The organism is Streptomyces sp. NPDC002773 (genome assembly GCF_040295605.1).
In the GTDB taxonomy this organism is placed as follows: Bacteria; Actinomycetota; Actinomycetes; order Streptomycetales; family Streptomycetaceae; genus Streptomyces.
The window spans coordinates 125,328-152,075 of record NZ_JBEOVO010000003.1 but is presented as its reverse complement, the minus strand read 5'-3'; the positions used below and the strand labels follow the sequence as shown (position 1 = coordinate 152,075).

Annotated in this window: 25 protein-coding genes; 11 read left to right on the top strand and 14 right to left on the bottom strand. The window is 71.8% G+C overall.

Annotated features, from left to right (window positions below):
• The first annotated feature begins 6 nt into the window (after positions 1 to 6).
• The 8 genes from ABT034_RS05890 (at position 7) to pssA (ending at position 9,000) form a co-directional block, all read left to right on the top strand.
• Positions 7 to 843 carry a TetR family transcriptional regulator gene (locus tag ABT034_RS05890; RefSeq protein WP_351211658.1) on the top strand — a complete coding sequence of 279 codons (837 nt, stop codon included), beginning with the start codon at positions 7 to 9 and terminating at the stop codon, positions 841 to 843.
• Between the two features lie 388 nt (positions 844 to 1,231).
• Positions 1,232 to 2,593: a crotonyl-CoA carboxylase/reductase gene (gene ccrA / locus ABT034_RS05885; protein WP_351211656.1), complete on the top strand. Its 1,362-nt coding sequence runs from the start codon at positions 1,232 to 1,234 to the stop codon at positions 2,591 to 2,593.
• A gap of 14 nt (positions 2,594 to 2,607) precedes the next feature.
• Complete coding sequence (locus ABT034_RS05880) at positions 2,608 to 4,629, top strand: ethylmalonyl-CoA mutase (protein ID WP_351211654.1); 2,022 nt, start codon at positions 2,608 to 2,610, stop codon at positions 4,627 to 4,629.
• Entirely contained in the window at positions 4,626 to 5,591 is a 966-nt protein-coding gene (locus ABT034_RS05875; protein WP_351211652.1) for an HpcH/HpaI aldolase/citrate lyase family protein, read from the top strand. The genes ABT034_RS05880 and ABT034_RS05875 overlap by 4 nt, the downstream gene beginning before the upstream one ends.
• Before the next feature lie 4 nt (positions 5,592 to 5,595).
• Positions 5,596 to 6,108 (top strand): MaoC family dehydratase, encoded by a 513-nt coding sequence (locus ABT034_RS05870; RefSeq protein ID WP_351211650.1) that lies wholly within the window; start codon positions 5,596 to 5,598, stop codon positions 6,106 to 6,108.
• Between the two features lie 2 nt (positions 6,109 to 6,110).
• The gene (locus ABT034_RS05865) at positions 6,111 to 7,316 is read left to right on the top strand and encodes an acyl-CoA dehydrogenase family protein (RefSeq protein WP_351211648.1); all 1,206 of its coding nucleotides are present in this window, start codon (positions 6,111 to 6,113) and stop codon (positions 7,314 to 7,316) included.
• A gap of 168 nt (positions 7,317 to 7,484) precedes the next feature.
• On the top strand, positions 7,485 to 8,141 hold the full coding sequence (locus ABT034_RS05860) for a phosphatidylserine decarboxylase (protein WP_351211646.1): 657 nt from the start codon (positions 7,485 to 7,487) through the stop codon (positions 8,139 to 8,141).
• Positions 8,134 to 9,000, top strand: coding sequence for a CDP-diacylglycerol--serine O-phosphatidyltransferase (pssA, locus tag ABT034_RS05855; protein ID WP_351212057.1), 867 nt, complete (start codon positions 8,134 to 8,136; stop codon positions 8,998 to 9,000). The genes ABT034_RS05860 and pssA overlap by 8 nt, the downstream gene beginning before the upstream one ends.
• A gap of 67 nt (positions 9,001 to 9,067) precedes the next feature.
• Here pssA and ABT034_RS05850 read toward each other — a convergent pair whose 3' ends face one another.
• The 6 genes from ABT034_RS05850 to ABT034_RS05825 form a co-directional block, all read right to left on the bottom strand.
• Positions 9,068 to 9,649 carry a GNAT family N-acetyltransferase gene (locus ABT034_RS05850; RefSeq protein ID WP_351211644.1) on the bottom strand — a complete coding sequence of 194 codons (582 nt, stop codon included), beginning with the start codon at positions 9,647 to 9,649 and terminating at the stop codon, positions 9,068 to 9,070.
• Positions 9,650 to 9,734: 85 nt separating this feature from the next.
• Entirely contained in the window at positions 9,735 to 11,000 is a 1,266-nt protein-coding gene (locus ABT034_RS05845) for an ABC transporter substrate-binding protein (RefSeq protein ID WP_351211642.1), read from the bottom strand.
• The gene (locus ABT034_RS05840) at positions 10,997 to 12,130 is read right to left on the bottom strand and encodes a branched-chain amino acid ABC transporter permease (protein WP_502972804.1); all 1,134 of its coding nucleotides are present in this window, start codon (positions 12,128 to 12,130) and stop codon (positions 10,997 to 10,999) included. Before ABT034_RS05840 ends, ABT034_RS05845 begins: the two co-directional genes overlap by 4 nt.
• A complete protein-coding gene (locus tag ABT034_RS05835; protein ID WP_351211640.1) occupies positions 12,123 to 13,013 on the bottom strand; it encodes a branched-chain amino acid ABC transporter permease in 891 nt (296 codons plus the stop codon). Before ABT034_RS05835 ends, ABT034_RS05840 begins: the two co-directional genes overlap by 8 nt.
• Complete coding sequence (locus ABT034_RS05830) at positions 13,010 to 13,819, bottom strand: ABC transporter ATP-binding protein (protein WP_351211639.1); 810 nt, start codon at positions 13,817 to 13,819, stop codon at positions 13,010 to 13,012. Before ABT034_RS05830 ends, ABT034_RS05835 begins: the two co-directional genes overlap by 4 nt.
• Positions 13,816 to 14,634: an ABC transporter ATP-binding protein gene (locus ABT034_RS05825; RefSeq protein ID WP_351211637.1), complete on the bottom strand. Its 819-nt coding sequence runs from the start codon at positions 14,632 to 14,634 to the stop codon at positions 13,816 to 13,818. The genes ABT034_RS05830 and ABT034_RS05825 overlap by 4 nt, the downstream gene beginning before the upstream one ends.
• Before the next feature lie 194 nt (positions 14,635 to 14,828).
• Between ABT034_RS05825 and ABT034_RS05820 the strand changes: the two genes are divergently transcribed.
• Entirely contained in the window at positions 14,829 to 16,028 is a 1,200-nt protein-coding gene (locus tag ABT034_RS05820; protein WP_351211635.1) for a PucR family transcriptional regulator, read from the top strand.
• Positions 16,029 to 16,287: 259 nt separating this feature from the next.
• Here the strand turns inward: ABT034_RS05820 and ABT034_RS05815 are convergent, their stop codons facing one another.
• Positions 16,288 to 17,439, bottom strand: a complete 1,152-nt coding sequence (locus ABT034_RS05815) for a glycerate kinase (RefSeq protein ID WP_351211633.1) — start codon at positions 17,437 to 17,439, stop codon at positions 16,288 to 16,290.
• A 110-nt stretch (positions 17,440 to 17,549) separates the two neighbouring features.
• Here ABT034_RS05815 and ABT034_RS05810 point away from each other — a divergent pair, with 110 nt between their 5' ends.
• Complete coding sequence (locus ABT034_RS05810) at positions 17,550 to 19,232, top strand: BCCT family transporter (protein ID WP_351211631.1); 1,683 nt, start codon at positions 17,550 to 17,552, stop codon at positions 19,230 to 19,232.
• Between the two features lie 49 nt (positions 19,233 to 19,281).
• Here the strand turns inward: ABT034_RS05810 and ABT034_RS05805 are convergent, their stop codons facing one another.
• The 7 genes from ABT034_RS05805 to ABT034_RS05775 all read right to left on the bottom strand — a co-directional run bounded on the left by ABT034_RS05805 (position 19,282) and on the right by ABT034_RS05775 (position 25,464).
• Positions 19,282 to 19,485: a type II toxin-antitoxin system VapB family antitoxin gene (locus ABT034_RS05805; protein ID WP_351211629.1), complete on the bottom strand. Its 204-nt coding sequence runs from the start codon at positions 19,483 to 19,485 to the stop codon at positions 19,282 to 19,284.
• Between the two features lie 21 nt (positions 19,486 to 19,506).
• The gene (locus ABT034_RS05800) at positions 19,507 to 20,010 is read right to left on the bottom strand and encodes a methylated-DNA--[protein]-cysteine S-methyltransferase (RefSeq protein WP_351211627.1); all 504 of its coding nucleotides are present in this window, start codon (positions 20,008 to 20,010) and stop codon (positions 19,507 to 19,509) included.
• A gap of 6 nt (positions 20,011 to 20,016) precedes the next feature.
• Entirely contained in the window at positions 20,017 to 21,501 is a 1,485-nt protein-coding gene (locus tag ABT034_RS05795) for an AlkA N-terminal domain-containing protein (RefSeq protein ID WP_351211625.1), read from the bottom strand.
• Positions 21,502 to 21,577: 76 nt separating this feature from the next.
• Positions 21,578 to 22,369: a metallophosphoesterase gene (locus tag ABT034_RS05790; protein WP_351211623.1), complete on the bottom strand. Its 792-nt coding sequence runs from the start codon at positions 22,367 to 22,369 to the stop codon at positions 21,578 to 21,580.
• A gap of 127 nt (positions 22,370 to 22,496) precedes the next feature.
• Complete coding sequence (locus tag ABT034_RS05785; protein ID WP_351211621.1) at positions 22,497 to 23,117, bottom strand: L-threonylcarbamoyladenylate synthase; 621 nt, start codon at positions 23,115 to 23,117, stop codon at positions 22,497 to 22,499.
• 26 nt (positions 23,118 to 23,143) lie between these two features.
• Positions 23,144 to 24,547 carry a phytoene desaturase family protein gene (locus ABT034_RS05780; protein WP_351212053.1) on the bottom strand — a complete coding sequence of 468 codons (1,404 nt, stop codon included), beginning with the start codon at positions 24,545 to 24,547 and terminating at the stop codon, positions 23,144 to 23,146.
• Between the two features lie 80 nt (positions 24,548 to 24,627).
• A complete protein-coding gene (locus ABT034_RS05775; RefSeq protein WP_351211619.1) occupies positions 24,628 to 25,464 on the bottom strand; it encodes an inositol monophosphatase family protein in 837 nt (278 codons plus the stop codon).
• Positions 25,465 to 25,743: 279 nt separating this feature from the next.
• Between ABT034_RS05775 and ABT034_RS05770 the strand changes: the two genes are divergently transcribed.
• Complete coding sequence (locus ABT034_RS05770; protein WP_351211617.1) at positions 25,744 to 26,553, top strand: serine protease; 810 nt, start codon at positions 25,744 to 25,746, stop codon at positions 26,551 to 26,553.
• The last annotated feature ends 195 nt before the right edge of the window (positions 26,554 to 26,748 follow it).

The following is a 26,748-nucleotide window of genomic DNA, read 5'->3' as shown; positions in this document are numbered from 1 at the left end:
CCACCGATGCAGTACGTTCGGACCATGCCCAAGGCCGCGAAGACACCCCGTGCCACCTCCTCGTCCGACGCTCCGGAGAGCGCGGCGGGTACCCGTGCCGCCGCGCAGCGGCTCAAGATGCGCCGGGAGCTCGCCGCCGCCGCGATGGAGCTCTTCGCGACCAAGGGGTACGAGGCCACGACGGTCGACGAGATCGCGGCCACGGCCGGGGTCGCGCGGCGGACCTTCTTCCGCCACTTCCGCTCCAAGGAAGAGGCGATCTTCCCCGACCACGACGACACGCTGGTGCGGGCCGAGGCCGTGCTGAACGCGGCCCCGCCGCACGAGCACCCGCTCGACACGGTGTGCCGGGGCATCAAGGAAGTCATGAAGATGTACGCGGGGTCCCCGGCGGTCTCCGTGGAGCGGTACCGGCTCACCCGCGAGGTGCCGACGCTGCGGGAGCGGGAGATCGCCTCGGTGGCCCGCTACGAGCGCCTGTTCACCCGCTATCTCCTCGGACACTTCGACGAGCGCGACCACCACGACGGCAACGACGACCCGCTGCTCGCGGAGGTGGCCGCGTCGGCGGTCGTCACGGCCCACAACCACGTCCTGCGCCGCTGGCTGCGGGCGGGCGGCCAGGGCGACGTGGAGGCCCAGCTGGACCACGCCTTCGCCATCGTCCGGGAGACCTTCGGCTCGGGCATAGGCGCGCGGCCCACCACCTCTCCGCAGCCGGCTTCCCCGGCCCCCGCCGCCATGGCGTCCACCGAGGGCGACGTCGTGGTCGCCGTGGCCCGTACGGACGCGCCCCTGGACGAGGTCATGCGCACGATCCAGCAGGCTCTCCGGAAGGCCTGACCGCTTCCCGTTCCACACGCCGTGAAAGCCGCCCCATCGGGGCGGCTTTCGTCCGTTTTGAGGAGCCCTTCGATCGATCATCGCTCAGATGTGACCGGCAGATTGCATATGAGTGAAATTGTTGGCACGCAGTGCCTTGTCAGGTGACACGGCGTGCCATACGTTGATGTTGTCCGGGCGGCCGGCGCGCAGAGGTCTCCTCGTGCGCCGGCTGTCCCCACAAGCGATCGTGATTGTGCGCCCGGACGCCTGCGTCACAGGCACCCCTCGCGCCCACCAGGCGCCGCCACCGCTCGACCCGCCGAACCGACGGCACACCTCCACAGCAGCTCCCAGACGTAACCCCCAGCGCGTCCCCCTCGGACGCCGCACCGCCGGAGGCATCCCCGTGAAGGACATCCTGGACGCGATCCAGTCCCAGACTGTGACATCGAGCGGCTCCGCCGCGGTCACGTCCGCCGACTTCGCGAACATCCCGCTCCCCGAGTCGTACCGAGGGGTCACCGTCCACAAGGACGAGGCCGAGATGTTCGCCGGGCTCGCCAGCCGCGACAAGGACCCGCGCAAGTCGCTGCACCTCGACGACGTGCCGCTGCCCGAGCTCGGCCCGGGCGAGGCCCTTGTCGCCGTCATGGCCAGCTCGGTCAACTACAACTCGGTCTGGACCTCGATCTTCGAGCCGGTGTCGACCTTCGGCTTCCTGGAGCGCTACGGCCGGCTCAGCGACCTCAGCAAGCGCCACGACCTGCCGTACCACGTCATCGGCTCCGACCTCGCGGGCGTCGTGCTGCGCACCGGCCCCGGCGTGAACTCGTGGAAGCCCGGCGACGAGGTCGTCGCCCACTGCCTCTCCGTCGAGCTGGAGTCCTCGGACGGCCACAACGACACGATGCTCGACCCCGAGCAGCGCATCTGGGGCTTCGAGACCAACTTCGGCGGCCTGGCGGAGATCGCCCTCGTCAAGTCGAACCAGCTGATGCCGAAGCCCGGCCACCTGAGCTGGGAGGAGGCCGCCTCCCCCGGCCTCGTCAACTCCACCGCGTACCGCCAGCTGGTCTCCCGCAACGGCGCCGGCATGAAGCAGGGCGACAACGTCCTGATCTGGGGCGCGAGCGGCGGGCTCGGTTCGTACGCCACCCAGTTCGCGCTGGCCGGCGGCGCCAACCCGATCTGTGTCGTCTCCTCCCCCGAGAAGGCCGACATCTGCCGGGCCATGGGCGCGGACGCGGTCATCGACCGCAACGCCGAGGGCTACAAGTTCTGGAAGGACGAGCACACCCAGGACCCGAAGGAGTGGAAGCGCTTCGGCAAGCGCATCCGCGAGCTCACCGGCGGCGAGGACATCGACATCGTCTTCGAGCACCCCGGCCGCGAGACCTTCGGCGCGAGCGTCTACGTCACCCGCAAGGGCGGCACCATCACCACGTGTGCCTCCACCTCGGGCTACATGCACGAGTACGACAACCGCTACCTGTGGATGTCGCTCAAGCGGATCATCGGCTCGCACTTCGCCAACTACCGCGAGGCGTGGGAGGCCAACCGCCTGATCGCCAAGGGCAAGATCCACCCGACCCTGTCGAAGGTCTACTCCCTGGAGGAGACCGGCCAGGCCGCCTACGACGTGCACCGCAACCTGCACCAGGGCAAGGTCGGCGTCCTCGCGCTCGCCCCCGAGGAGGGCCTCGGCGTGCGCGACCCGGAGATGCGCGAGAAGCACATCGACGCCATCAACCGCTTCCGCAACATCTGAGCCCGGGGCGACACATGACTGAGCGTCAGAAGGACCGGCCGTGGCTCATGCGGACGTACGCCGGTCACTCGACCGCCGAGGCGTCCAACGAGCTGTACCGGCGCAACCTCGCCAAGGGCCAGACCGGCCTCTCGGTCGCGTTCGACCTGCCGACGCAGACCGGGTACGACCCCGACCACATCCTCGCCCGCGGCGAGGTCGGCCGGGTCGGGGTCCCCGTCTCGCACCTCGGTGACATGCGGCGGCTGTTCCAGGACATCCCCCTGGACCAGATGAACACCTCGATGACCATCAACGCCACGGCGATGTGGCTCCTGGCGCTCTACCAGGTGGTCGCGGAGGAGCAGGGTGCGGACGTCACCCGGCTCCAGGGCACCACCCAGAACGACATCGTGAAGGAGTACCTGTCGCGCGGGACGCACGTCTTCCCGCCCGGCCCCTCGCTCCGCCTCACGACGGACATGATCACCTACACGGTGAACAACATCCCGAAGTGGAACCCGATCAACATCTGCAGCTACCACCTGCAGGAGGCGGGGGCCACTCCGGTCCAGGAGATCTCGTACGCGATGTCCACCGCGATCGCGGTGCTCGACGCGGTACGGGACTCCGGGCAGGTCCCGGCGGACCGCTTCGGCGAGGTGGTCGCCCGTATCTCGTTCTTCGTGAACGCGGGCGTCCGCTTCATCGAGGAGATGTGCAAGATGCGCGCCTTCGGCCGCATCTGGGACCAGGTCACCCGCGAGCGGTACGGCATCGAGAACGAGAAGCAGCGCCGGTTCCGCTACGGCGTGCAGGTCAACTCGCTCGGTCTGACCGAGGCTCAGCCGGAGAACAACGTCCAGCGGATCGTCCTGGAGATGCTGGCCGTCACCCTCTCCAAGGACGCCCGCGCGCGGGCCGTGCAGCTGCCCGCCTGGAACGAGGCCCTCGGCCTGCCCCGGCCGTGGGACCAGCAGTGGTCGCTCCGCATCCAGCAGGTCCTCGCCCATGAGTCCGACCTCCTGGAGTACGAGGACATCTTCGCCGGCTCGCACGTGATCGAGGCCAAGGTCGAGTCGCTCGTCGAGGAGTGCCTGGCCGAGATCGGGCGGATCCAGGAGATGGGCGGCGCGATGGCCGCAGTCGAGTCCGGCTACCTCAAGTCGCAGCTCGTCTCCTCGCACGCCGAGCGGCGCGCCCGGATCGAGGCCGGCGACGAGAAGATCATCGGCGTCAACATCTTCCAGGCGACCGAGGAGAACCCCCTCACCGCCGACCTGGACACCGCGATCATGACGGTGGACCCGGCGAACGAGGCGCGGGTCGTCGCGGCCCTCCACGAGTGGCGCGACGACCGCGACGAGACCCGCGCCCAGGAATCCCTGGCGAAGCTGAAGGCGACGGCTGCCGGTGACGGCAACCTCTTCGCCGCCACCCTGGAGTGCGCGCGTGCGGGCGTCACGACCGGGGAGTGGTCCTGGGCGCTGCGGGACGTCTTCGGCGAGTTCCGCGCCCCGACGGGCGTGTCCTCGGCCCCGGTCGCGGTGACGGCCGAGGCGGGCACGCCGCTGGCTCTCGTACGGGAGAAGGTGGCGCGGACCGCCGAGGAGCTCGGCTGCGGGCGGCTGCGGCTGCTCGTCGGCAAGCCGGGCCTGGACGGGCACTCCAACGGGGCCGAGCAGATCGCCGTACGCGCGCGTGACGCCGGTTTCGAGGTGGTCTACCAGGGCATCCGGCTGACCCCCGAACAGATCGTGAACGCGGCCCTCGCCGAGGATGTGCACTGCGTCGGTCTGTCGATCCTCTCCGGTTCGCACGCCGAGCTGGTCCCCGACGTCCTGGACCGCCTGCGCGAGGCGGGCGCGACCGACGTGCCGGTCATCGTCGGGGGGATCATCCCGAACGCCGACGCCGCAGAACTGAAGCGCGCGGGTGTGGCCGCCGTCTTCACACCGAAGGACTTCGGTATCACGGAGATCATCGGCCGTATCGTCGACGAGATCCGGACAGCTAACAAGCTCAGCCCCCTTGAACGTACGGAGGTCCCCGCATGACCAGCCCCGTGAACCGGCTCCGCCCCCGCCGCTCCTGCCTGGCGGTCCCCGGCTCCAACCCGCGCTTCCTCGAGAAGGCCCAGGGCCTCGCCGCCGACCAGGTCTTCCTGGACCTGGAGGACGCGTGCGCCCCGCTGGCCAAGCCCGAGGCCCGGCACACCATCGTGAAGTTCCTGAACGAGGGCGACTGGACCGGCAAGACCCGCGTCGTCCGCGTCAACGACTGGACGACCCACTGGACGTACCGTGACGTCGTCACCGTCGTCGAGGGCGCCGGCCAGAACCTCGACTGCATCATGCTGCCGAAGGTCCAGGACGCCCAGCAGATCGTCGCGCTCGACCTGCTGCTCACGCAGATCGAGAAGACGATGGGCTTCGAGGTCGGCAAGATCGGCATCGAGGCGCAGATCGAGAACGCCCAGGGCCTGAACAACGTCAACGCGATCGCGCAGGCCTCCCAGCGCGTCGAGACGATCATCTTCGGCCCGGCCGACTTCATGGCCTCCATCAACATGAAGTCGCTGGTCGTCGGCGAGCAGCCGCCCGGCTACGGCGCCGACGCGTACCACTACATCCTGATGGCCATCCTGATGGCCGCCCGCGCCAACAACCTCCAGGCGATCGACGGCCCCTACCTGCAGATCCGCAACCAGGAGGGCTACAAGGCCGTCGCGCAGCGCGCCGCCGCCCTGGGCTTCGACGGCAAATGGGTGCTGCACCCGGACCAGGTCGCCGCCGCGAACGAGATCTTCTCGCCCTCGCAGGAGGACTTCGACCACGCCGAGCTGATCCTCGACGCGTACGACTACTACACGTCCGAGGCCGGCGGGAAGAAGGGCTCCGCGATGCTCGGCGACGAGATGATCGACGAGGCCTCCCGCAAGATGGCCCTGGTCATCTCCGGCAAGGGCCGTGCCGCCGGCATGCAGCGCACCAGCAAGTTCGAGATCCCGGAGGCGTAGGGCCATGCAGTTCGGACGCACCTATGAGGAGTTCGAAGTCGGCGCCGTGTACAAGCACTGGCCCGGGAAGACGGTCACCGAGTACGACGACCACCTCTTCTGCCTGCTGACGATGAACCACCATCCGCTGCACATGGATGTGAACTACGCCGAGAACACGACGGACTTCGGCAAGAACGTCGTCGTCGGCAACTACATCTACTCGCTGCTGCTCGGCATGTCCGTCCCCGACGTCTCCGGGAAGGCCATCGCCAACCTGGAGATCGAGTCGCTGCGGCACGTGGCGCCGACCTTCCACGGCGACACCCTCTACGGCGAGACCACGGTCCTCGACAAGACCCCGTCGAAGTCGAAGAACGACCGCGGCATCGTCTACGTCGAGACCAAGGGCTACAAGCAGGACGGCACCCTCGTCTGCGTCTTCCGGCGCAAGGTGATGGTCCCGACCGAGACGTACATCAAGGAGCGCGGCGGCGAGCAGCCCGGCCGCCCCCAGCTCAAGGAACAGGGGAAGTAGCCATGGCCCGACTCGCCCAGACCGCCGGGCTCACCGACGTCCAGCAGGAGATCCTCAAGACCGTCCGGGACTTCGTCGACAAGGAGATCATCCCGGTCGCGACGGAGCTGGAGCACCGCGACGAGTACCCGCAGCAGATCGTCGACGGGCTCAAGGAGCTCGGTGTCTTCGGTCTGATGATCCCCGAGGAGTACGGGGGCCTGGGTGAGTCGCTGCTCACCTACGCGCTGTGCGTGGAGGAGATCGCCCGCGGCTGGATGTCGGTCTCCGGCATCATCAACACGCACTTCATCGTGGCGTACATGCTGAAGCAGCACGGCACGCAGGAGCAGAAGGACTACTTCCTGCCGCGGATGGCGGCCGGCGAGACGCGTGGCGCGTTCTCGATGTCGGAGCCCGCCCTCGGCTCGGACGTGTCGGCCATCACGTCCAAGGCGGTCAAGGACGGTGACGAGTACGTCCTGAACGGCCAGAAGATGTGGCTGACGAACGGCGGAACGTCCACGTTGGTCGCCGTTCTCGTCCGAAGTGACGAAGGACACCCGGAGGGCACCGCCCCCCACAAGTCGATGACGACCTTCCTCGTCGAGAAGGAGGCCGGCTTCGGAGAGGTCCGCCCTGGCCTCACCATCCCCGGGAAGATCGACAAGATGGGTTACAAGGGCGTCGACACCACCGAACTCATCATGGACGGACTGCGCATTCCGGCCAATCGGGTGCTCGGCGGGGCCACCGGCCGAGGGTTTTACCAAATGATGGACGGCGTGGAGGTCGGCCGGGTGAACGTGGCCGCGCGTGGCTGCGGCGTCGCTCAGCGTGCCTTCGAGCTGGGCGTCTCGTATGCCCAGCAGCGTCACACTTTCGGCAAGCCGATCGCCCAGCACCAGGCGATTCAGTTCAAGCTCGCCGAGATGGCTACCAAGGTCGAGGCCGCGCATGCCATGATGGTGAACGCAGCACGCAAAAAGGACTCCGGGGAACGAAACGACCTTGAAGCAGGGATGGCGAAGTACCTCGCCTCCGAATACTGCAAGGAGGTCGTGGAGGACGCCTTCCGCATCCACGGCGGGTACGGGTTCTCGAAGGAGTACGAGATCGAGCGCCTCTACCGCGAGGCGCCGATGCTGCTCATCGGTGAAGGTACCGCCGAGATCCAGAAAATGATCATTGGTCGCCGGCTCCTCGAGGAGTACCGATTCCAGGGGTGATTGTCGGCTTTGAGTCGATTCGGCCGCGAAGAAGATCACACCCTGTGTTCGTCTTCCGGCCGTCGACTCGGTTCCTGGCTTACCCAGTTGCGCCCCGCAACCGATAGCATCGCGGGAAAGCCGCCGTCCCCCTTGCCAGTGCGGCATCATCCGCTACGAAGGTCATCCATGCCCCACAGCCAAACCTCTGCACACCGCGACAGCCTCCCGGGCGTACGCCTCGCGCGCGGAGCATCGCCGTGGCTTCTGCCGACCGTCGCCACCGCGGCGCTCAGCCTCGTGCGCGCGCGCAAGTCGAGGCGGGCCGCGGCCATCGCCGTGCCGACCACCGCTCTCGCGGCCGGCATGCTGTGGTTCTTCCGCGACCCCGAGCGTGAGATCGCTCAGGGCCGGGTCATCTCCCCCGCCGACGGTGTGGTGCAGAGCATCATGCCGTGGAAGGACGGACGCACCCGGGTCGCCATCTTCATGAGCCCGCTGAACGTCCACGTCAACCGGGCGCCGCTGGCCGGCACCGTGACGTCCGTGGAGCACGTTCCCGGTGGGTTCGTCCCGGCGTTCAACAAGGAGAGCGAGAACAACGAGCGCGTTGTCTGGCACTTCGACACCGAGCTCGGCGACATCGAGATGGTGCAGATCGCGGGCGCCGTCGCCCGGCGCATCGTGCCGTACATCCCGCAGGGGACGAAGGTCGAGCAGGGTGACCGCATCGGTCTGATCCGCTTCGGCTCGCGCGTCGACATCTACCTCCCCGAGGGTGTCGAGGTCGCCGTCGAGGTCGGCCAGGCCACCACGGCGGGGGTGACTCGCATTGACCGTGATTGATCCCGACACACGGGCCGCCGACTGGGCCTCCGGCACCGATGACGAGGCGGCCGAAGAGGCCGAGGAGATGCCGCTGTCGCTGAGGCTGTCCATAGCGGACGCCCTCACGCTCGGTAACGCCACCTGTGGATTCATGGCGGTGTACTTCACCACCACCGGCATCCTCATCCCGCACCTCACGGGCAGCACCGAGTCCGGCATGGCGCGCAACAGCGCCGCCACCGCCGTGATCCTGATGCTGTGCGCGGCGATCTTCGACCTCTTCGACGGCATCGTGGCCCGCAAGCTGCGTTCGTCGCCGATGGGTGCCGAGCTCGACAACCTGTCGGACCTGATCAGCTTCGGTCTCGCCCCGGCCTACTTCGTACTCGTGTACGGGATGGTCGCGGACGACGCGCAGCAGAAGGTCTCGGCGGTGGCCGCGATCGTGGTGCTGCTCGCGGTGGTGCTGCGGCTGGCGAGATTCTCCTGCGTGACCATGAAGGACGGCATGTTCCAGGGCATGCCGAGCCCCTTCGGCGCGCTGACGGTGGTCTCGATCGTGCTCCTGGAGCTGCCGTTCATCCCGACGCTGCTCGCGATCATCGGTGTGGCCTGGCTGATGGTGAGCCGGGTCGAGTACCCCAAGCCGCGGGGTGTCCTCGCGGTGGCGATGCTCAGCTGGATCGTCGGCGCGATGGGCATGCTGGCGGCCTGGGCGTTCGACGCCCCGGGCGGGCAGTTCCTGCTCCAGACCGGCTGCGCGCTCCAGGTCGTGATGGGCGCCGTGATCCCCCTCTTCGCGACGGCCCGTCGGGTGAACACCTTCCGCGGCAACCGGCGTGAGAGCCGTGAGGCGCGGGCGGCACAGCTGCCGTAGGCGGACGATGTGTGGGAAGGGCCCCGGAGGCGATGCCGCCTCCGGGGCCCTTCCGCGTGCCCTGGGCCTATCCGAGACGCTTGTAGTACAGCGTGGTGGAGCGGAGGGTGCCTGCCGGGTCGGCGGCGAAGTCGGGGATCGTCCCGGCGGCCGTCCAGCCCGCTCCCCGGTAGAGGCGCTCGGCCGGGCTGCCGGTCCGGGTGTCGAGCACGAGCAGGCTGAGGCCGGTGGCGGTGGCGTGTGCCTCCGCGGTGGCGAGCAGCCGGTGGCCGAGGCCCCTGCCCCGGGCGGAGGAGTGCACCAGGAGCCGGGCGATCTCGCCGCGGTGCCGGCCGTTGGCGGCGCCGGAGCGGACGAGGGTGACGACACCGGTCAGGCCGCCGTCGGGCCCGTGGGCCGCCCAGACGTCCCGTACGCCCTCCCCGGCCTCCTCCGCGACCCCGGTCCACCAGGCAGCCGCCTCCGCGGCCTCCAGGGGCGCCAGGAAGCCGACGGAGGCCCCGCCGTCCACGGCGTCGACGAGGAGCGCGGCGAGGCCGGTGGGGGCGTGGGTGCGTACGGCGTCGGGGGTGAGGCGCTCGATGCGGTCGGGGACCGGCAGGTCGGGGAGGCGCGGCTGGGGGTGGTTCTCCTCGGTCGTCACGTTCATGGGCCGAGCTTCACATCGCGCTGTTTCACGCGTGTGAAGCCCGGCCCATGGGGTCGAGCGTGTCGGGAGTGTCGAGCGGGTCGGATCAGGGGGTGTAGGCCTTCGCCGCGTCCGCGACGAAGGGCTGACGGACCGTGCGCATGCCGCCGGGGACCGTCTTGTCCGGCTGGATGATGACGGACTCGCGGGACGACGGGGCCTTGGGGTCGCCGAGGTTGTGGCTCATGCCGAAGCCGGCGTCGTGGGCCGTCATCGTGAGGAGTGCCTTGCCGACGCCGTCGCGGGTGAGGTCCTTGTCGGCGCAGGCCTTCTTCAGGGCCTCGCCGAAGACGCTCGCCGCCGTCCAGCCGGCCACGATGCCGTTGTCGAGGGCGTCACCCGGGTAGGCGGCCTTGTAGTCGGCGACCAGCTTCTTCGCGGTCGGGGTGTCCGCGCCGATGGGGAGGCTCGGGGAGGCGAACCAGTACATCTTCTCCAGGGCGGGTCCCGCCTGGGTGCCGAGGAGCTGGGGGGCGAAGGCCGAGTTGTTGCCGACGACCGGCACCCGCAGGCCGGTGGCGGCGGCGACGCCGACGAGGGAGGCGGCCTGGCGCGGGCCCGCGCTGATCACGATGGCCTTGACGCCGGCCTGCTTGAGCGCGGCGACCTGCGCCGACATGTCGTTGTCGGTGGGCTTGATCTTCTGCTCGACGACGGTGAGGCCCGCCTTCTCCGCCGCGTACTTCGAGCCCTTGAGCGCGTTCTCGCCGTAGTCGCCCTCGAAGTAGACGTGCCCGAGCTTGTCGCCCGACTTCAGCCCCTTCTCCTTCGTCAGGAAGTCGACGGCGTTGATCGTCTCGACGTCGTACGTGGCACCCAGGACGCGGATGTACGGGGAGCCGAGCAGCGAGGCCGACCAGGCCTGCGGGAGGACGAGGCCCTTGTCCTGGCCGTCGACCCTGGGCTTGACGGCGGCGACGAACGGCGAGCCGATGAACTGGGCGTAGCCGACGACCTTGGGCTCCAGTTCGGTGTAGGCGGCGAGCGCCTTCTGCGGGTCGTAGCCGTGGTCGCGGACCGTGAGCTCCAGCTGCCGGCCGCAGATGCCGCCGGCGGCGTTGGCCTGCTTCACGTACAGCTGCTGGGCCTGGGTGACGCTCTTGCCGAGGGTGGCGTACACGCCGGTCATGTCGGTGAGCGCGCCGAGCGCGATCGTCTTGTCGGTGACGCCCTCGCCGGTCTTCACCCCGCCCGCGTCGGTCTGCTTGCCGTCGCCGGTCTTGGCCTTGGAGCTGCATCCGGCGGCGGTGAGGGCGACCAGTGCGGCGAGGGCGGCGGCCAGGCCCCGCACGGCCTGTCTGCTGTGGTTCATCGTGTCTCCCCAGAGGGTTCGGTGGTGGGCGTGGGGCTCTTGGATGTGGGGTGCTCGGATTTGCCCGGTTTGCCGGGCCTGCGGGCCGCGAGCCGGGCCAGGCCTCCGGGCAGGAACAGCACCACCGCGACGACGGCGGCGCCGTACAGGTAGCGGGAGGCCTCCCCCGGTGCGATCCCGCCCGTCCCGGGGGCGGAGACCAGCGGGAGCGCCTCGCTGTACCGGTTGAGGAACTGCGGCAGGAGGGAGACGAAGACGCCTCCGGCGACCGCGCCGGCGACCGAGCCGAGGCCGCCGATGACGATCATGGCCAGGTACTCGAGGGAGAGCGCCATGCCGAAGTACTCCGGCACCGTGCGCTGGAAGACCAGGGCGAGCAGGACGCCCGCCAGGCCCGCGTACATGGAGGAGAGGACGAACACGGCGGCGCGGTAGCGGGCCACCGGGATGCCCATCACGCCGGCGGCGATCCGGTGGTCCCGGATGGCGTTCATCGCGCGGCCGGGGCGGCCCCGCAGCACTCCGCGGGCGAAGAGCACCCCGGCGACGAGCAGGACGAGCCCGAGGTACCAGAGCTTCTCGACCGCGCCGAACGGCACCTGGGCGACGATGAGTTCGCTGTCGTCGAAGGTGAGGCCGAAGAGGGAGAGCGGCGGGACCGCGCGGCCGTTGTAACCCCCGGTGAGGTCATGGGCGTTGAAGAGCACGTGCTGGCCGATGAAGATCAGCGCGAGGGTGGCGATGCCGAGGTACGCGCCCCGCAGCCGGCCCGCGATGGGGCTGAACACCCCGCCCGCCAGGCCCGACAGGGCGACCGCGAGGACGGCGGCGAGCCAGCCGGGCAGGCCGAGCCCGGCGAGTCCGTCGGCACCGTCGCCGGCGAAGGCGCAGTAGCCGTAGGCGCCGACGGCGAGGAAGAAGGCGTGCCCCATGGAGAGCTGTCCGGTGGCGCCGGTCAGCAGGTTGATGCCGATCGCGCCGATGGCCGCGGCGATCGCGAACAGGCCGGCCTGGAGCCAGAAGCGGTCCAGGTAGAAGGGGAGGGCGACGAGCACGAGGCCGGCCGCGGCCCACCCGTACACCGCGGGGGTACGGACCCGGAGGCCGCTCCGGGCGAGGGTCTCAGACACGGGCCAGCTCCTTCGTACCGAAGAGTCCGGCCGGGCGGATCAGGAGCACCGCGACCATGACGAGATAGGGGGCCAGATCGCCGATCCCCCGGCCGAGGAAGGCCAGGTCGCTCTGGTAGCCGGTGGCGAGGGACTCGGTGACGCCGACGAGGAGACCGCCGACGAGGGCGCCCGTGGTGGAGTCGAGGCCGCCGAGGATGGCGGCGGGGAAGGCCTTGAGCGCGGCGAGCGACGTGGCCCGCTCGAGGCCCGGCGTCGGGAAGACGGTGAGGAACAGCGCGGCGACGGCGGCGAGAGCGCCTGCGACCGCCCAGGCGCCGAGCGAGACCCGGCCGAGCCGGATGCCCATGAGGGCGGCGGTCTCCTGGTTCTCGGCCGCGGCCCGCATGGCGACGCCCCAGGAGGTGTACCGGAACGCGAGCAGGAAGGCGGTGATGAGGAGGGCCGCGGCGAGCAGGGCGGCGATCCGGGTCTCCGCGATCGTGACCGGGCCGACGGTGACGACGGCGTCGCCCCAGGGGTCGCCCAGGGCGAGGATGTCGGTGCCGATCCTGCGGGTCAGCTCGGTGGCGAGCAGGATGTCGACGCCGATGGTGACGATGGCGAGGACGCTGTGGTCGGCGCCCCGGTGCCGGCGCATCACGAAGAACTCGACGGCCGCTCCGACCACCGCCGCGCCCGCGATGCCCGCGAGCAGGGCGGGCCAGAAGCCGATCTCCTCGTGGAGCACGGCGGTGACGTAGCCGCCGGCCAGGAGGAGGGAGGCGTGGGCGAAGTTGACGACCTCGGTGGCGCGGAAGATGACGACGAAACCGAGGGCGATGAGGGCGTAGATCGAGCCCAGTGAGATGCCGTTGATCAGGAACTCGGCGAAGGTGCTCACGCGGCGGACTCCTCTCCGAGGTAGGCGCGGACGACCGCCGGGTCGTTCTGTACGTCGGCGGGTGCCCCGTCGGCGATGCGGCGGCCGAAGTCGAGGACGGTGACGGAGTCGGCGAGCCGCATCACCAGGCCCATGTCGTGCTCGACGAGGAGGACCGAGATGCCGAGGCTGTCGCGGACGCCCGCGATGACCGAGGCGGTACGGACCCGCTCGTCGGCGGTCATGCCGGCGACGGGCTCGTCGAGCAGCAGGAGCTTCGGCTCCATGCAGAGGGCGCGGGCGAGTTCGGCGAGCTTCTGCTGCCCGTACGGGAGGGAGCCCGCGGGCTGGGCGAGCTGCTTCTCCAGACCGACGAAGGCGGCTATCTCCCGGACCCTCGCGCGGTGGCGTGCGTCCTCGCGGGCGGCGGAGGGCAGCCGGAGCCCGGCGGCCAGGAAGCCGGTGCGGGTCAGCCGGTGGCGGCCGAGCATCAGGCTGTCCTCGACGGTGGCGCGGGGCGGCAGGGCCAGGTTCTGGAAGATCCGGCCGACGCCGAGGTCCGCGATCCGGTGCGGCGGCAGCTCGGTCAGCTCGTGCGCGCCGAGGCGTACGGAGCCCTCGGTGGCCCGGTAGACGCCGGAGAGCACGTTGAAGCAGGTGGACTTGCCGGCGCCGTTGGGCCCGATGAGGGCGTGCACGGTGCCGGGCCGGACGGTGAACCCGACGGCGTCGAGGGCGGTGAGGCCGGCGAAGCGGACGGTGAGCCCCTCGACGACGAGGGCGGGGACGCCCGGGGCGGCCGCGGGGGACGCTGGTGCGTCGGTCATCGGGACTCCTCCCAGCGGGACAGGACCGGGTGCGTGGCGCGGGCGCGGGCCGCGTCGGCGGCGGCGTCCTCGTCGACCACGCCCAGGTAGCGGCGGCGTACCTCGTCGGACGCGGCGAGTTCGGCCGCCGGACCGGAGAGGGTGACCTCGCCGACCTCCAGGACGTACGCGCGGGAGGCGAGCCGGAGCGCGAGCGCCGCGTTCTGCTCGACCAGGAGCACCGCCGTGCCCTGGGCGTTGATCTCCCGGATCGCGTCCGCGATCCGGGCGGCCATCAGCGGGGCAAGACCGAGGGAGGGCTCGTCCAGGAGGAGCAGGCCGGGCGCGGCCATCAGCGCGCGGCCGACGGCCAGCATCTGCTGCTCACCGCCGGAGAGCAGCCCGGCCTGCTGACGGGAGCGCTCGGCGAGGACCGGGAACAGCTCGTGGACCCGCCGGAGGGCGTCGGCCTTCGCCGCCCGGCCGCCACGCCTGCCGAGTGCGCCGGCGCGCAGGTTGTCCTCGACGGTCATCCGGGCGAAGACCTGGCGGCCCTCGGGCACCTGGGAGACGCCGGCCGCGACGACCCGGTCGGGCGGCAGTCCGTCGAGCGGCCGGCCGTCGCGGCTCACCGTGCCGGAGACCACGGCGCCGCCGTGGAACCGCAGGGTGCGCGAGACCGCCCGCAGCAGCGTGGACTTGCCGGCTCCGTTGCCCCCGAGCACGGTGACGACCTCGCCCGCCGGCACGGTCAGCGACACCTGCCGCAACGCGCGCACCGGTCCGTATCCCGCCGTCAGGTCCGTCACCTGGAGAGCGGGTGCGGTACCTCCCATGGTTCCCCTTTCCCCGGCCGCTTTGTTACTCGGCCGTTCAGTGGCGCTCACCCCAACACCGCGCCCGACCGCGCGTCCACGTTCCGCGGCCGAATCGCTGCCGGTGACCAGCGCGGACGGGGGGCGGCTGTGCATGCGCACAACAGTGCGCGTGAGGGGTGTGCGGCGGGGCCGCGGCGGTGGATCCTCCCGGCATGGGACGGCGCAGACGGCGGACCGGTGACGACTGGAAGGTGCTCGCTCAGGCGTGCACGGCGCTTCTGGAGCGGGTGCCGGAGCTGGTGGACGAGCATCTGAGGGAACTCCACGCCTACGAGCCCGCCTACGGGCGGATCCTTCCGTACGACCAGCACTGGCAGGAGGCGCAGGAGGCGATGCGGATCGGGATCGAGATGATCTCGGCGCCGCGGAACTCGCCCCGGCGGGACCTGGAGCACGCGGAGATGATGGGCCGGCGGCGGGCCGCGCAGGGCATGCCGCTGGAGCTGGTCGTCCACGCGTACCGGCACGCCGGGCATCTGGTCTGGGACGCGCTGATCGAGGGCGCGGGGGCGGACGCGGCGCACCTGGCGGCGCTGATGCAGTCGGCGACGACGGTGTGGTCGGCGGTGGACGCGCAGGCGGACACGGCGTCGGAGGCGTACCGGTCGACCGAGCTGGAGCTGCGGCGGCGGACCGACGAGCAGCTCCAGGCGCTCCTGGACGCGCTGCTCCAGGGCCAGCGGTCGCCGGAGCTGGTGTCGCGGGCGGCGGCGGGGCTCGACCTGCCGGAGCAGGGACGGTACGCGGTGGTGGTGCTGCGCTACGACCGGCGGGAGGAGCGGGAGCCGTTCCACCGGCAGGTGCAGGGCGAGGGGGTGCGGTTCCTGTGGCGGATGGGCGCGGACTGCGAGCTGGGGGTGGTGGCGCTCGCCGGGGACACCGGGCTGGACGCGCTGTCGGAGCTCCTCGACGGGCGGTGCCCGGGGCCCGGCGGGATCAGTCCGGTGGTGGTGGGTCTGACCGAGTTGGGCCGGGCGCGGCGGCTCGCGGAGCTGGCGCTGCGGACCTGCCCGCCGGGGAGCCGGCAGATCGTGCGGCTCGACCGGCGGATGGCGGGCGCGCTGGTGGTGGGCCAGCCGGAGATGGCGAGCCTGCTGGTCTCGGACGTCCTGGGCGGGCTGCTCGAACTGGACCCGGCGGACCGGGCGGTGCTCCTTGAGACGCTGGACGCGTGGCTGGACTGCGAGGGGTCGGCGGGGAGGGCGGCGGGGCGCCTCTACTGCCACCGGAACACGGTCTTCAACCGCCTGCGCCGCCTCGAACAACTGACGTCCCGCTCACTGTCCCGCCCCCGGGACCTGACGGAAATGACCCTGGCCCTGGACGCGTTCCGCCTGACGGCCCCGGGCTAGGGGGGCCTGGCCCTCGCCCGGTGGCTGCGCCGCCCGCGCCCTGCCTGCGGCAGCCTCGCGCCGCCGGGACCGTCGCCCCCCGTTGTGGGCAATCGTCCCGCTGGGGCGGGACGGGTGGGCACAACGGGACGGCGCCCTTGGCGGCGCCTCCGCCCCCTGCGCCCCGGTGCCCACCAGGACCGTACCCGTGTGCGGGCCGGTGGTCGGTTTGTGCCCACCCGTCCCGCCCCGGCGGAACGCATGCCCACAAACCGTGGGGCTACGACAGGAAGTCGTGGGCGATTGCGGACGCCACGTCTTCCAGGAGCGGGCCCGCGTTAGCCATCGACTTGGCCGGGTCCGGTTCCAGCGCCGTGAGCGGATACGCGCGCCGGATCCCCGCCTTGCCCAGCGCCTCGGGCGGCAGGGCCAGGCGGCCGCAGACCGCGACGACCTCCTTGCCCGCGGCACGCGCCGCCGCGGCGACGCCCGCCGGGGCCTTGCCGTGGAGGGTCTGCTCGTCGAGGGACCCCTCGCCGGTGATGACGAGGGTGGCGCGCTCCAGGGCGGGCGCGAAGCCGAGGACCTCGAGCATCAACTCGATGCCGGGTCGGAAGCTGGCGCCGAGGATGAGCGCGCCGTACCCGATGCCACCCGCACCCCCCGCGCCGGGCGCGACAGCCGCCTCGGCGGCCTTGGGCCCGATGGCCTTCTCCAGGACGGTGGCGAAGTGGGCGAGGGCCGCGTCCAGGGTGCGTACGTCGTCCGGCGTGGCGCCCTTCTGCGGCCCGTAGACGGCGGGGGCGCCCTTGGGCCCGGTGAGCGGGTTGTCGACGTCGCTCGCGAGGATCAGGTCGACGGAGGCGAAGCGGGGGTCGAGTCCGGTGAGGTCGGCCGTGGCCAGGTCGGCGAGGGCCGCGCCGCCGGGGCCCACGGGCGCGCCGGACGCGTCGAGGAAACGGGCGCCGAGCGCCGCGAGCATGCCCGCGCCGCCATCCGTGGTGGCGCTGCCGCCGACGCCGAAGACGACGGTGGTCGCACCGGCGTCGAGGGCCGCGCGGAGCAGCTCACCGGAGCCGTACGTCGTGGCGGTCAGCGGGGCGAACACGCCGGACGGGAGGAGCTGGAGGCCGGAGGCCTCGGCCATCTCGACGACCGCGGTGGTGTCACGCAGCGCGAAGGCCGCGGTGACCGGCTCGCCGAGCGGCCCCGTCACCCGCACCTCGCGGCGCTCGAATCCGGCCGCGACGGCTGCCGCGACGGTGCCGTCGCCGCCGTCCGCGACGGGCAGCGTCTCCACCGTGAGCTCCGGGATGACCCGTCGCAGTCCTGCCGTGACCCGCTCCGCGACCTGTACGGCCGTGAGCGAACCCTTGAACTTGTCGGCCGCCACGAGTACGCGAGCGACCTGAGTTGCTGCCCCGTCCGTCACCTTGCATCCCTTGCTTTCGAACGTGCAGTCGCGCCGAGGCCGACCCTATCCGTACCGCCGGACGGCGTGCCACCCCCGGATAAGACGATATTCCGCACCATAGTGGGCTCGTGAGTACGGAACCGATCGATCAAACGCAGCCGGACCGGTACGCGCCCGATGGCAAGGTCATCGGGATCGGGGTCACGGCCGTCGTCGCGGCGGTCGCCTGGGCCGCGCTCGGCGAGGACTCGTTCGACAGCGCCTCGTCCGCCGCCCTGGAGTGGGTGCTGTCCAACTTCGCCTGGCTCTTCGTGGTCGCCGCGGACACCTTCCTCGTCCTGTGCGTGGTGATCGCCCTGAGCCGGTTCGGCCGGATCAGGCTGGGCGCGGACGACTCGGAGCCCGAGTTCACGAACCTCGCGTGGATCGCGATGATGTTCAGCGCGGGCATGGGCATCGGACTGATGTTCTACGGGGTAGGGGAGCCGCTGACGCACTTCCTGAGCCCTCCCCCGGCGAGCGGGGCCCCGGCCGGGACGGGCGCGGCGGCCCGTACCGCCATGGAGTACTCGTTCTTCCACTGGACGCTGACCCCGTGGGCGATCTACGGCATCGCGGGGCTCGCCCTGGCGTACGCGGGCTTCCGCAAGGGCCGCGGGAACCGGTTGAGCTCCGCGTTCGTGCCGCTGATGGGGGCACGCCGGGCGGCTTCCTGGCCCGGGAAGGCGATCGACCTGCTCGCGGTGTTCGCGACCGTGTTCGGCACGGCGACGAGTCTGGGGCTCGGGGCGCTCCAGGTCGCCGAGGGCCTGAACCTGACGATGGGCGTGGAGAACTCCACGGCCACCCAGCTCATCGTCATCGCGTCGCTGTCCGCGGCCTTCGTCCTGTCGGCCTTCTCGGGGCTGCACAAGGGCGTGAAGTGGCTGTCGACCCTGAACATCGTCCTCGCGGCCTGTCTGATGCTGTTCGTGTTCCTGCTCGGCCCGACGGTCTACATCCTGGACACCATCCCGGCCTCGGTCGGCGGCTATCTGCACCAGCTGCTGCCGATGGCGAGCCGTACGGGCGCGTTCACCGACGCCGACTGGCTGGGGACGTGGACGATCTTCTACTGGGCGTGGTGGCTGTCCTGGGCGCCGTTCGTCGGCACCTTCATCGCCCGGATCTCACGCGGCCGGACGATCCGGGAGTTCCTGATGGGCGTGCTGCTCGTGCCGTCCGGCGCGACGGTGCTGTGGTTCTGCGTGATGGGCGGTACGGCGATCCGGCTGGAGTCCACCGGTGCGGCGGACCTGGCGGCGGCCGTGGAGGACGGGGCTGAGGCCTCGCTGTTCGCGATGCTGGAGGCGCTGCCCATCGGCGCGGTCACCTCGGTCCTGGCGATGCTCCTGGTGATGACGTACTTCATCACGAGCGCGGACTCGGCCTCGCTCGTGATGGGTTCGCTGACGAGCCGCGGCTCGCTCCACCCGCCGACCTGGCTCGTGGTCACCTGGGGCGTCCTGATGGCCGCCGTGGCGGCGGTGCTCCTCGTGGTGGGCGGCCTGAACTCGCTCCAGACGGCGACGATCCTGGTGGCGCTGCCGTTCGTGGTGGTGATGCTGGCGCTGTGCTGGGCGCTTCTGAAGGAACTGCGGGAGGACCCCGGGGCGGGCCCGGTCCGGCACCACGCGCTGCACGGCCTCGGGGACGCGGTACGGGCCCTGGTCGGCGAGGCGATCACCGAGCAGGGCGGTTCCCGCCACCACAGGCTGCGCAGGCTGGCGAAGGGGCGCGGCGACGCGGAGCCGCCGGGGGACGGCGGCTGACGGGCCCGGGCCGGTGGTCGTGTTCCACGCGGCCCGGGAGCCCGGCCGGTCAGCCCTGCGGAGGCTCCGGTGGGACCAGCTCGCCGGTGCGCCCTGCCTCGTCCCTACTGACGGCTCGCGCCTCGGTGCGGTGGCCGCGGGCGATGTAGTCCCGTACCACCGCCTCGACGGCGTCCTGGGGGTTGCCGACACCGGCCAGGACCATGACTTCCACGACGAGTTCGGCGTCGAGCGCGATATTCACCTTGGCCATGGCGGGAACCTAACACCTCCCTCAGAAGAGGCCCACCGGTTCCGCCGCACCCGACTCGAAGGCGAGCAGCCGCTGCTTGCGATCGAGCCCGCCGCCGTATCCGGTGAGGCTGCCGCCGGCGCCGATCACCCGGTGGCAGGGGACGATGATGCTGACGGGGTTCTTGCCGTTGGCGAGGCCCACGGCACGGGAGGCGCCGGCGTTGCCCAGCTCCTCGGCGAGTTCGCCGTACGTCCGGGTCTCCCCGTACGGGATGCGGAGCAGCTGCTCCCATACCCGCATCTGGAACGGGGTGCCGGTCATGCTCAACGGCAGGTCGAACTCGGTGAGTTCGTTGGCGAAGTAGGCGTCGAGCTGGCGGATCGCCTCGCCGAACGGGCGCGGGTCGGGCTCGCCGAACGTCTCCTCGGGCGGGCGGTGGCGCTGTCCCGTCATGTAGAGGCGGCTGAGGACGCCGTCGACGGCGACGAGGGTCAGCGGCTCGTACGGGCTGTCCACGACGGTGTGCCGGACGGTGGGGGCCATGGCGGTTCAGTTTCCTTCGCTGGGCAGGGAGTTGATCGGGTGGTCGTCGGTCGCCCAAAGGTACTGGACGGCGTAGGCGCGCCAGGGGCGCCAGTGGGCCGCGCGGACGGTCAACGCGGCCGGGGTGCCCGGCAGTCCGAGTCCGACGGCGGCGCGGCGGACGCCGAGGTCTCCGGGGAGGAAGGCGTCGGGATCGCCGAGCGCCCGCATGGCGATGATCTCGGTGGTCCAGGGGCCGAATCCGGGCAGGGCGAGCAGCCGGGCGCGGGCCTCCTCGCGGTCGTCGGCGGGGCCGAGGGTGAGCGAGCCATCGGCGAGGGCCCCGGCCAGGGTGAGGAGGGTGGTGCGGCGGCTGCGGGGCAGGGCGAGGGCTTCGGGGTCGAGGGCGGCGAGCGCCTCGGGGCCCGGGAAGAGGTGGGTGAGGCCGCCCTCGGGGTCGTCGACGGGGGTGCCGTACGCGGTGACGAGCCGGGCCGCGTGCGTGCGGGCGGCGGCGGTGGACACCTGCTGGCCGAGGACGGCCCGTACGGCGAACTCGGCGGGGTCGACGGTCCCCGGCACCCGGCGGCCGGGCGCCTTGTCGACGATCGGCGCGAGCAGCGGGTCGGCGCGCAGCCGTTCGTCGACGGCGACGGGGTCGGCGTCGAGGTCGAGGAGGCGGCGGCAGCGGCTGATGGCGTGGGTGAGGTCGCGGGGGTCGGTCAGGGAGAGGCGGCAGGCGATGTGGTCGGCGCGCGGGGCGAGGGCGACGATGCCGTGTCCGTACGGGAGGGTCAGCGTCCGCCGGTAGGCGCCGTCGCGCCACTCCTCCACGCCGGGGACGGCGGTCGCGGCGAGGTGGCCGAAGAGGTTGGACGGCTCCAGAGGGGCGCGGAAGGGGAGCCGGAGGCTGATCACCCCGGGGGTGGGGGTCCGGTCGGGGGTCGGGCGGGCGGCGCGGGCGCGGAGCTCGCCGGGGGTGAGGGCGAAGACCTCGCGGACGGTGTCGTTGAAGGTGCGGATGGAGGAGAAACCGGCCGCGAAGGCGATCTCGCCCAGGGGCATCGGGGTCGTCTCGATGAGGACCCGGGCGGTCTGGGCGCGCTGGGCGCGGGCGAGGGCGAGGGGTCCGGCGCCCAGCTCGGCGAGGAGCTGGCGTTCGATCTGGCGGGTGGACCAGCCGAGGCGGCGGGCGAGCCCGGGAACACCCTCCCGGTCGACGATCCCGTCCTGGATGAGCCGCACGGCACGGGCGACGGCGTCGGCGCGGACGTTCCACTCGGGCGAGCCGGGGCTGGTGTCGGGCCGGCACCGCTTGCAGGCCCGGAAGCCGGCGCGCTGGCAAGAGGCGGCGCTGGCGTGGAACTCCATGTTCTCGGGCTTGGGCGGGACGACCGGGCAGCTGGGCCGGCAGTAGATCCGGGTGGTTCGGACGGCGGTGAAGAACACGCCGTCGAAGCGGGCGTCCTTCGACTGGACGGCCCGCACGCAGCTCTCGGTGTCGGTGTGCATGGTTCAAGGATCGGGGACGGACGGCGCTCGGGCTGGCGAGAAAACGACATGATCGTCCGCGGCCGGGTCCTCGTCCTCAGGCGGTGACCGTCCGGTAGTGGGTGGTCAGCCTGCCGTCCCCGCCGAGGACGTGGAAGGCGAGGGCGGGCGGCGGATCGAGGTGGACGTGCGGGCTGTCCGGGCCCGGGTTCTCCCAGGGCAGCCGGAGGGTGGAGACGACCCCGGGGGCGACCAGCAGCGGTCGTCCGGCGAAGGTCGTGGCGGCGGCCGTGTGCGCGTGGCCCGCGAGGAAGGCCGTGAGGTGGGGGTGGCGGTCGGCGAGCGCGGCGAGCCGCTCCTCGCCGAACTGCCGGATCTCGTCCACGTACGGGGTGTGCAGCGGTACGGGCGGGTGGTGGAAGGCGACCAGGACGGGCACTCCGTGCGGGGTGCCGGCGAGGACGCCGTCGAGCCAGTCCAGGGTCTCGTCCTCCAGGAGGCCCCGGTGCTCGCCGGGGACGGACGAGTCGCAGAGGGCGATGACGAAGCCCTCGCCCCGGAGCACCTGGTTGACGGGGGCGTACGGGCGCGCCCCGGCCCCCTCGGCACCCCCGGCCCCCTCGGTCTCCTCCTGGAGCAGGCCCTTGCGGAAGGCGGCGCGGTCGTCGTGGTTGCCGGGGCAGACGAGCAGCGGGTGCCGGGAACTCAGGAGCCGCCGCGCCTCCGCGTACTCGTCGGGGGCGCCGTGGTCGGCGATGTCCCCGGTGACGAGCACGGCCGCCAGGTCGTACGGCAGCTCCTCCAGGTACCGCAGGACGGCCCGGGTGCGGTCGGTGGCGCGCTGCTCGCCGTCGAGGTGGATGTCGCTGACATGGGCGATGACGATCATGCGGCCGGATCCTCCGTGGTGATCGCGAACGGGCGTCACCCGACCGTACGGCGCCCCCGACCGGCGGGAAAGGGCCGCCTCGGGACCGGTGGACCTTCCCCCCCGGGGCCGGTGGGCGGCCTCCCCCCTACTCGAAGCGGGTGGTGTCCCCCGCCCCGCGGCGCAGGATCTCGGGCTCCCCGCTGGAGAAGTCGACGACCGTGGTGGGTTCGGTCCCGCAGTCGCCGGAGTCGAGCACGGCGTCCACCTGGTGGTCGAGCCGCTCCTTGATCTCCCAGCCCTGGGTGAGCGGCTCCGCCTCGTCGGGCAGGAGCAGGGTGCTGGAGAGCAGTGGTTCGCCGAGTTCGGCGAGGAGGGCCTGCGTGACGACGTGGTCGGGGATGCGGACGCCGACGGTCTTCTTCTTGGGGTGGAGCAGCTGCCGCGGCACCTCCTTCGTCGCCGGCAGGATGAAGGTGTACGCGCCGGGGGTCGCCGCCTTGACCGCGCGGAAGACGTCGTTGTCGATGTGCACGAGCTGGCCCAGCTGGGCGAAGTTCTGGCACATGAGCGTGAAGTGGTGCCGGTCGTCGAGGTCGCGGATCGTCCGGATGCGGGTGATGCCGTCGCGGCTGCCGAGACGGCTGCCGAGCGCGTAGCAGGAGTCGGTCGGGTACGCGACGAGCGCCCCGTTCCGGATGGAGTCGGCCACCGCACCGATGGTGCGCGGCTGCGGGTTGTCGGGGTGCACGTCGAAGTACTTCGCCATGGGGGCAGTCTATTTTCGCGGCTGACCTATTCCCGCAACCGGCGCCAGACCGCCTTCGCCGCGTTGTGGCCGGACATGCCGTGCACACCGGGGCCGGGTGGGGTGGCGGCGGAGCAGAGGAAGACCGCCGGGTGCGGGGTGGCGTAGGGGCGGAGCGAGAGGGTGGGGCGCAGCAGGAGCTGGAGGCCGCGGGCGGCGCCGCAGGCGATGTCGCCGCCGACGTAGTTGGCGTTGTGGGCGGCGAGTTCGGCCGGGCCCGCGGTGGCGCGGGCGAGGACGCGGTCGCGGAAGCCCGGGGCGAAGCGCTCGATCTGACGCTCGACGGCTTCGGTGAGGTCGCCGCGCCAGCCGTTCGGCACGTGCCCGTACGCCCAGAACACGTGCTTGCCGTCGGGGGCGCGGGACGGGTCGACAAGGCTGGGTTGGGCGGTGATGAGGAAGGGGGTGTCGGGGGCGGTGCCGGAGGATGCCTGGCGCAGGGCGGTGCCGATCTCCCCGGCGGTGGGGCCGATCTGGACGGTGCCGGCGCGGCGGGGTTCCTCGGCGGTCCACGGCACGGGCCCGTCCAGGGCGTAGTCGATCTTGAAGACGCTCGCGCCGTACCGGTAGTGGTCGTAGTGCCCGCCGAAACCGGCGATCCTCGCGAGGGCCGTGGGTGAGGTGTCGAAGACGTAGGCGCGGGCGGGCGGCAGGTCGTCGAGGCGCTTGACCTCGAAGTCGGTGTGGACGGCGCCGCCGAGGTCCTTGAGGTACGCGGTGAGGGCGTCGGAGATCGACTGGGAGCCGCCCCGGGGCAGGGGCCAGCCGCCGGCGTGGGCGGCGAGCGCGAAGACCAGGCCGACGGCGCCGGTGGCGAAGCCGCCGAGCGGGGCCATGACGTGGCCGACGAGTCCGGCGAAGAGCCCGCGGGCCTTCTCGTCCTGGAAGCGGCGCATCAGCCAGGTGGAGGGCGGCAGTCCGGCGAGACCGAAGCGGGCGAGGGTGACCGGGTCGCGGGGCAGCGCGGTGAGCGGCAGCTGCATGAAGTCCCGGGCGAGGGTGTCCCACTTGTCGCGGAAGGGGGCGACGAGCCTGCGGTACGCCCCCGCGTCGCGCGGGCCGAAGGAGGCGGCGGTCTCCGCGACGGAGCGGGCGAGGACGGCGGCGGTGCCGTCGTCCCAGGGGTGGGCCATGGGCAGTTCGGGGTGGAGCCAGTGGAGCCCGTACCGCTCCAGCGGCATGGTCTTGAAGACCGGTGAGCCGGCGCCGAGGGGGTGGACCGCGGAGCAGGGGTCGTGCCGGAAGCCCGGGAGGGTGAGCTCCTCGGTCCTGGCGCCGCCGCCGACGGTGGGTCTGGCCTCGAAGACGGCCACGGAGAGTCCGCGGCGGGCCAGTTCGACGGCCGCGGTCAGTCCGTTGGGCCCCGCGCCCACGACGACGGCATCGAGCATCGACGTCCCCTGCGACACCTTGGACTCCTTCGTCAGCCGATGGCCTGGGACCTCAGGATATTCCTGTGGCCCGACGGGTCTTAACGACCCCTCAGGAGGGTCAGGACACGGTCGGCGGTGGCCGTGTCCCTCGCCGCGGTGAACGGCAGCGCGTTCCCTCCGGTGACGCGGAACGGTTCCCCGGCGACGGTCGCCTGCGCGCCGCCCGCCTCGGTCACCAGGAGCAGTCCGGCCGCGTGGTCCCAGGCGTACTCCCAGGAGAAGGCGGTGGCGTCGAGCGCGCCGCGTGCCACGGCCAGGTACTCGAGTCCGGCGGAGCCGCAGGGGCGGGGGGCGACGCCTTCGGTGGCGAGGCCGAGCAGGGCGCGCTTCTGGTCCGGAGTGGTGTAGTCGGGGTGCGAGGCGGCGACCTGGAGCACCGCGCCGGGCGCGGGGGAACCGGTGTGCAGGGGCTTCCCGTTGAGGGTGGCGCCCCTGCCCCGCACGGCGACGGCGAGCTCGTCGAGGGCGGGCGCGAAGGTCCAGGAGGCGAGCAGCTCGCCGTGCCGCGCGAGGGCGACGAGGGTGCAGAAATTGGGGTCGCCGTGGACGAACTGGCGGGTGCCGTCGACGGGGTCGACGATCCAGACGGGGGCGTCGCCGCGCAGCGCCTCGTAGACCGCGGGGTCGGCGTGGACGGCCTCCTCGCCGACGACCACCGAGCCGGGCAGCAGGGCGGTCAGGGAGGCGGTGAGATGGGCCTCGGCGGCCCGGTCGGCGACGGTGACCAGGTCGTGCGGCCCGTTCTTCTCGACGATGTCGTGGGCGGCGAGCTGCCGGAAGCGCGGCATGATCTCGACGGCGGCCGCCTTGCGGACCGCCTCCTCCACCTCGGACGTACGGCCGCCGAGGACGTGCTCGATGAAGTCTTCCGTCATGCCCTCCAGCTAAGCACGCGGCGCTGACAACCGGACCACCGCACTTGTCACCCGCCGTTTCCCCGGAGAGTACCCTTTGGCCGGGTTCACCCCTTACGTACGGACAGGGCTCCTGAGCGGCCCGTACGCCCACGCCGCTGCGGACACCTGTCCGGCCCCGCCGCCAGGTGACCTGATCCCGTCCGCGTCGTTGATGCCCACGCGGGCCGGGACGGACGTGCGGAAACGTCTCCGCACCCTGACGGCCCGGAACCAGGGCGTCGAAGGTGCGGAGATCAGGTGGGACGGGCGAGGCAGGCCATGGCGGCGGTCGCGGGCGCGGTGCTGGCGGTGTGCCCGCTCGGCGCGGCACCGCCCGCGCGGGCGGTCGTCGGTGGGCAGGAGGCGCGGCCCCACCAGTACCCCTTCATGGCGGGGCTCGTGGACACGGTCGAGCGCCGGGTGATGTGCGGCGGCGCGCTGATCGGCGACCGGTACGTCCTCACCGCCGCGCACTGCCTGACCGGCTCGTACCGCAGCCCCGCACGCGTGGGCGTGCTCCTCGGCGACCACGACCTCACGACCGGGGCCGACAGCCCGCACGCGGTCCTGGTGGCGCCCGCCCGGTTCCTCCCGCACCCGGAGTACAACCCGGAGACCCAGCGGAACGACATCGCTCTCGTCCGGCTCTCCGAGCCGGTCGCCCTCAACCGCGACGTCCGCCCGGTCGGCCTGCCCACCTCGTACGCCCACGGAGTGTCCGACCGCACCCAGGTCGAGGCGCCGGGCTGGGGCACCACCTCGTTCGGCGGGCCCACCTCCGACGTGCTGCGGACCGTGACCCTGCGCACCATGAGCAACCCGGCCTGCGCGAGCCGGGGCATGGAGCAGATCGCCCCCACCCAGATCTGCACCCACGCCCCCGGCCGCGACACCTGCCAGTACGACTCCGGCGGCCCCCTGGTCCGCACGGTCGCGGGGCGGCCGCACGTCGTCGGTCTGGTGTCCTACGGCAGGGAGTGCGCCACCGACACGCCCGCCGTGAACACCCGCGTCGGTTCCTACGTCGACTGGATCGAGCGGACGACCGGCCGACTCCCCGGCGTCTGACGAGGGCGGTGGTCCCGGGCACGGCGACCGGCACGCCCCATAGCACCGCCGGTGTCCGCCGTTCAAGAGTCGGTCCGCGTCAACAAACCGAGGGTTTTCGGGCTCACTTCCAGCCGTAACGTTCAGTTAACTCCCCGCACGGCTTTGCCGAGTTATCGTCGTCCTTGACTGATTGTTGACCAACTGTTGGGGCTC

Bases quoted from the DNA above. Each gene is read 5' to 3' on its own strand.
- ABT034_RS05890 (WP_351211658.1), top strand. From the start codon at position 7: ATGCAGTACGTTCGGACCATGCCCAAGGCCGCGAAGACACCCCGTGCC.
- ABT034_RS05880 (WP_351211654.1), top strand. From the start codon at position 2,608: ATGACTGAGCGTCAGAAGGACCGGCCGTGGCTCATGCGGACGTACGCC.
- ABT034_RS05875 (WP_351211652.1), top strand. From the start codon at position 4,626: ATGACCAGCCCCGTGAACCGGCTCCGCCCCCGCCGCTCCTGCCTGGCG.
- ABT034_RS05870 (WP_351211650.1), top strand. From the start codon at position 5,596: ATGCAGTTCGGACGCACCTATGAGGAGTTCGAAGTCGGCGCCGTGTAC.
- ABT034_RS05865 (WP_351211648.1), top strand. From the start codon at position 6,111: ATGGCCCGACTCGCCCAGACCGCCGGGCTCACCGACGTCCAGCAGGAG.
- ABT034_RS05860 (WP_351211646.1), top strand. From the start codon at position 7,485: ATGCCCCACAGCCAAACCTCTGCACACCGCGACAGCCTCCCGGGCGTA.
- ABT034_RS05850 (WP_351211644.1), bottom strand. From the start codon at position 9,649: ATGAACGTGACGACCGAGGAGAACCACCCCCAGCCGCGCCTCCCCGAC.
- ABT034_RS05845 (WP_351211642.1), bottom strand. From the start codon at position 11,000: ATGAACCACAGCAGACAGGCCGTGCGGGGCCTGGCCGCCGCCCTCGCC.
- ABT034_RS05830 (WP_351211639.1), bottom strand. From the start codon at position 13,819: ATGACCGACGCACCAGCGTCCCCCGCGGCCGCCCCGGGCGTCCCCGCC.
- ABT034_RS05825 (WP_351211637.1), bottom strand. From the start codon at position 14,634: ATGGGAGGTACCGCACCCGCTCTCCAGGTGACGGACCTGACGGCGGGA.
- ABT034_RS05820 (WP_351211635.1), top strand. From the start codon at position 14,829: ATGGGACGGCGCAGACGGCGGACCGGTGACGACTGGAAGGTGCTCGCT.
- ABT034_RS05805 (WP_351211629.1), bottom strand. From the start codon at position 19,485: ATGGCCAAGGTGAATATCGCGCTCGACGCCGAACTCGTCGTGGAAGTC.
- ABT034_RS05800 (WP_351211627.1), bottom strand. From the start codon at position 20,010: ATGGCCCCCACCGTCCGGCACACCGTCGTGGACAGCCCGTACGAGCCG.
- ABT034_RS05795 (WP_351211625.1), bottom strand. From the start codon at position 21,501: ATGCACACCGACACCGAGAGCTGCGTGCGGGCCGTCCAGTCGAAGGAC.
- ABT034_RS05790 (WP_351211623.1), bottom strand. From the start codon at position 22,369: ATGATCGTCATCGCCCATGTCAGCGACATCCACCTCGACGGCGAGCAG.
- ABT034_RS05785 (WP_351211621.1), bottom strand. From the start codon at position 23,117: ATGGCGAAGTACTTCGACGTGCACCCCGACAACCCGCAGCCGCGCACC.
- ABT034_RS05780 (WP_351212053.1), bottom strand. From the start codon at position 24,547: ATGCTCGATGCCGTCGTCGTGGGCGCGGGGCCCAACGGACTGACCGCG.
- ABT034_RS05775 (WP_351211619.1), bottom strand. From the start codon at position 25,464: ATGACGGAAGACTTCATCGAGCACGTCCTCGGCGGCCGTACGTCCGAG.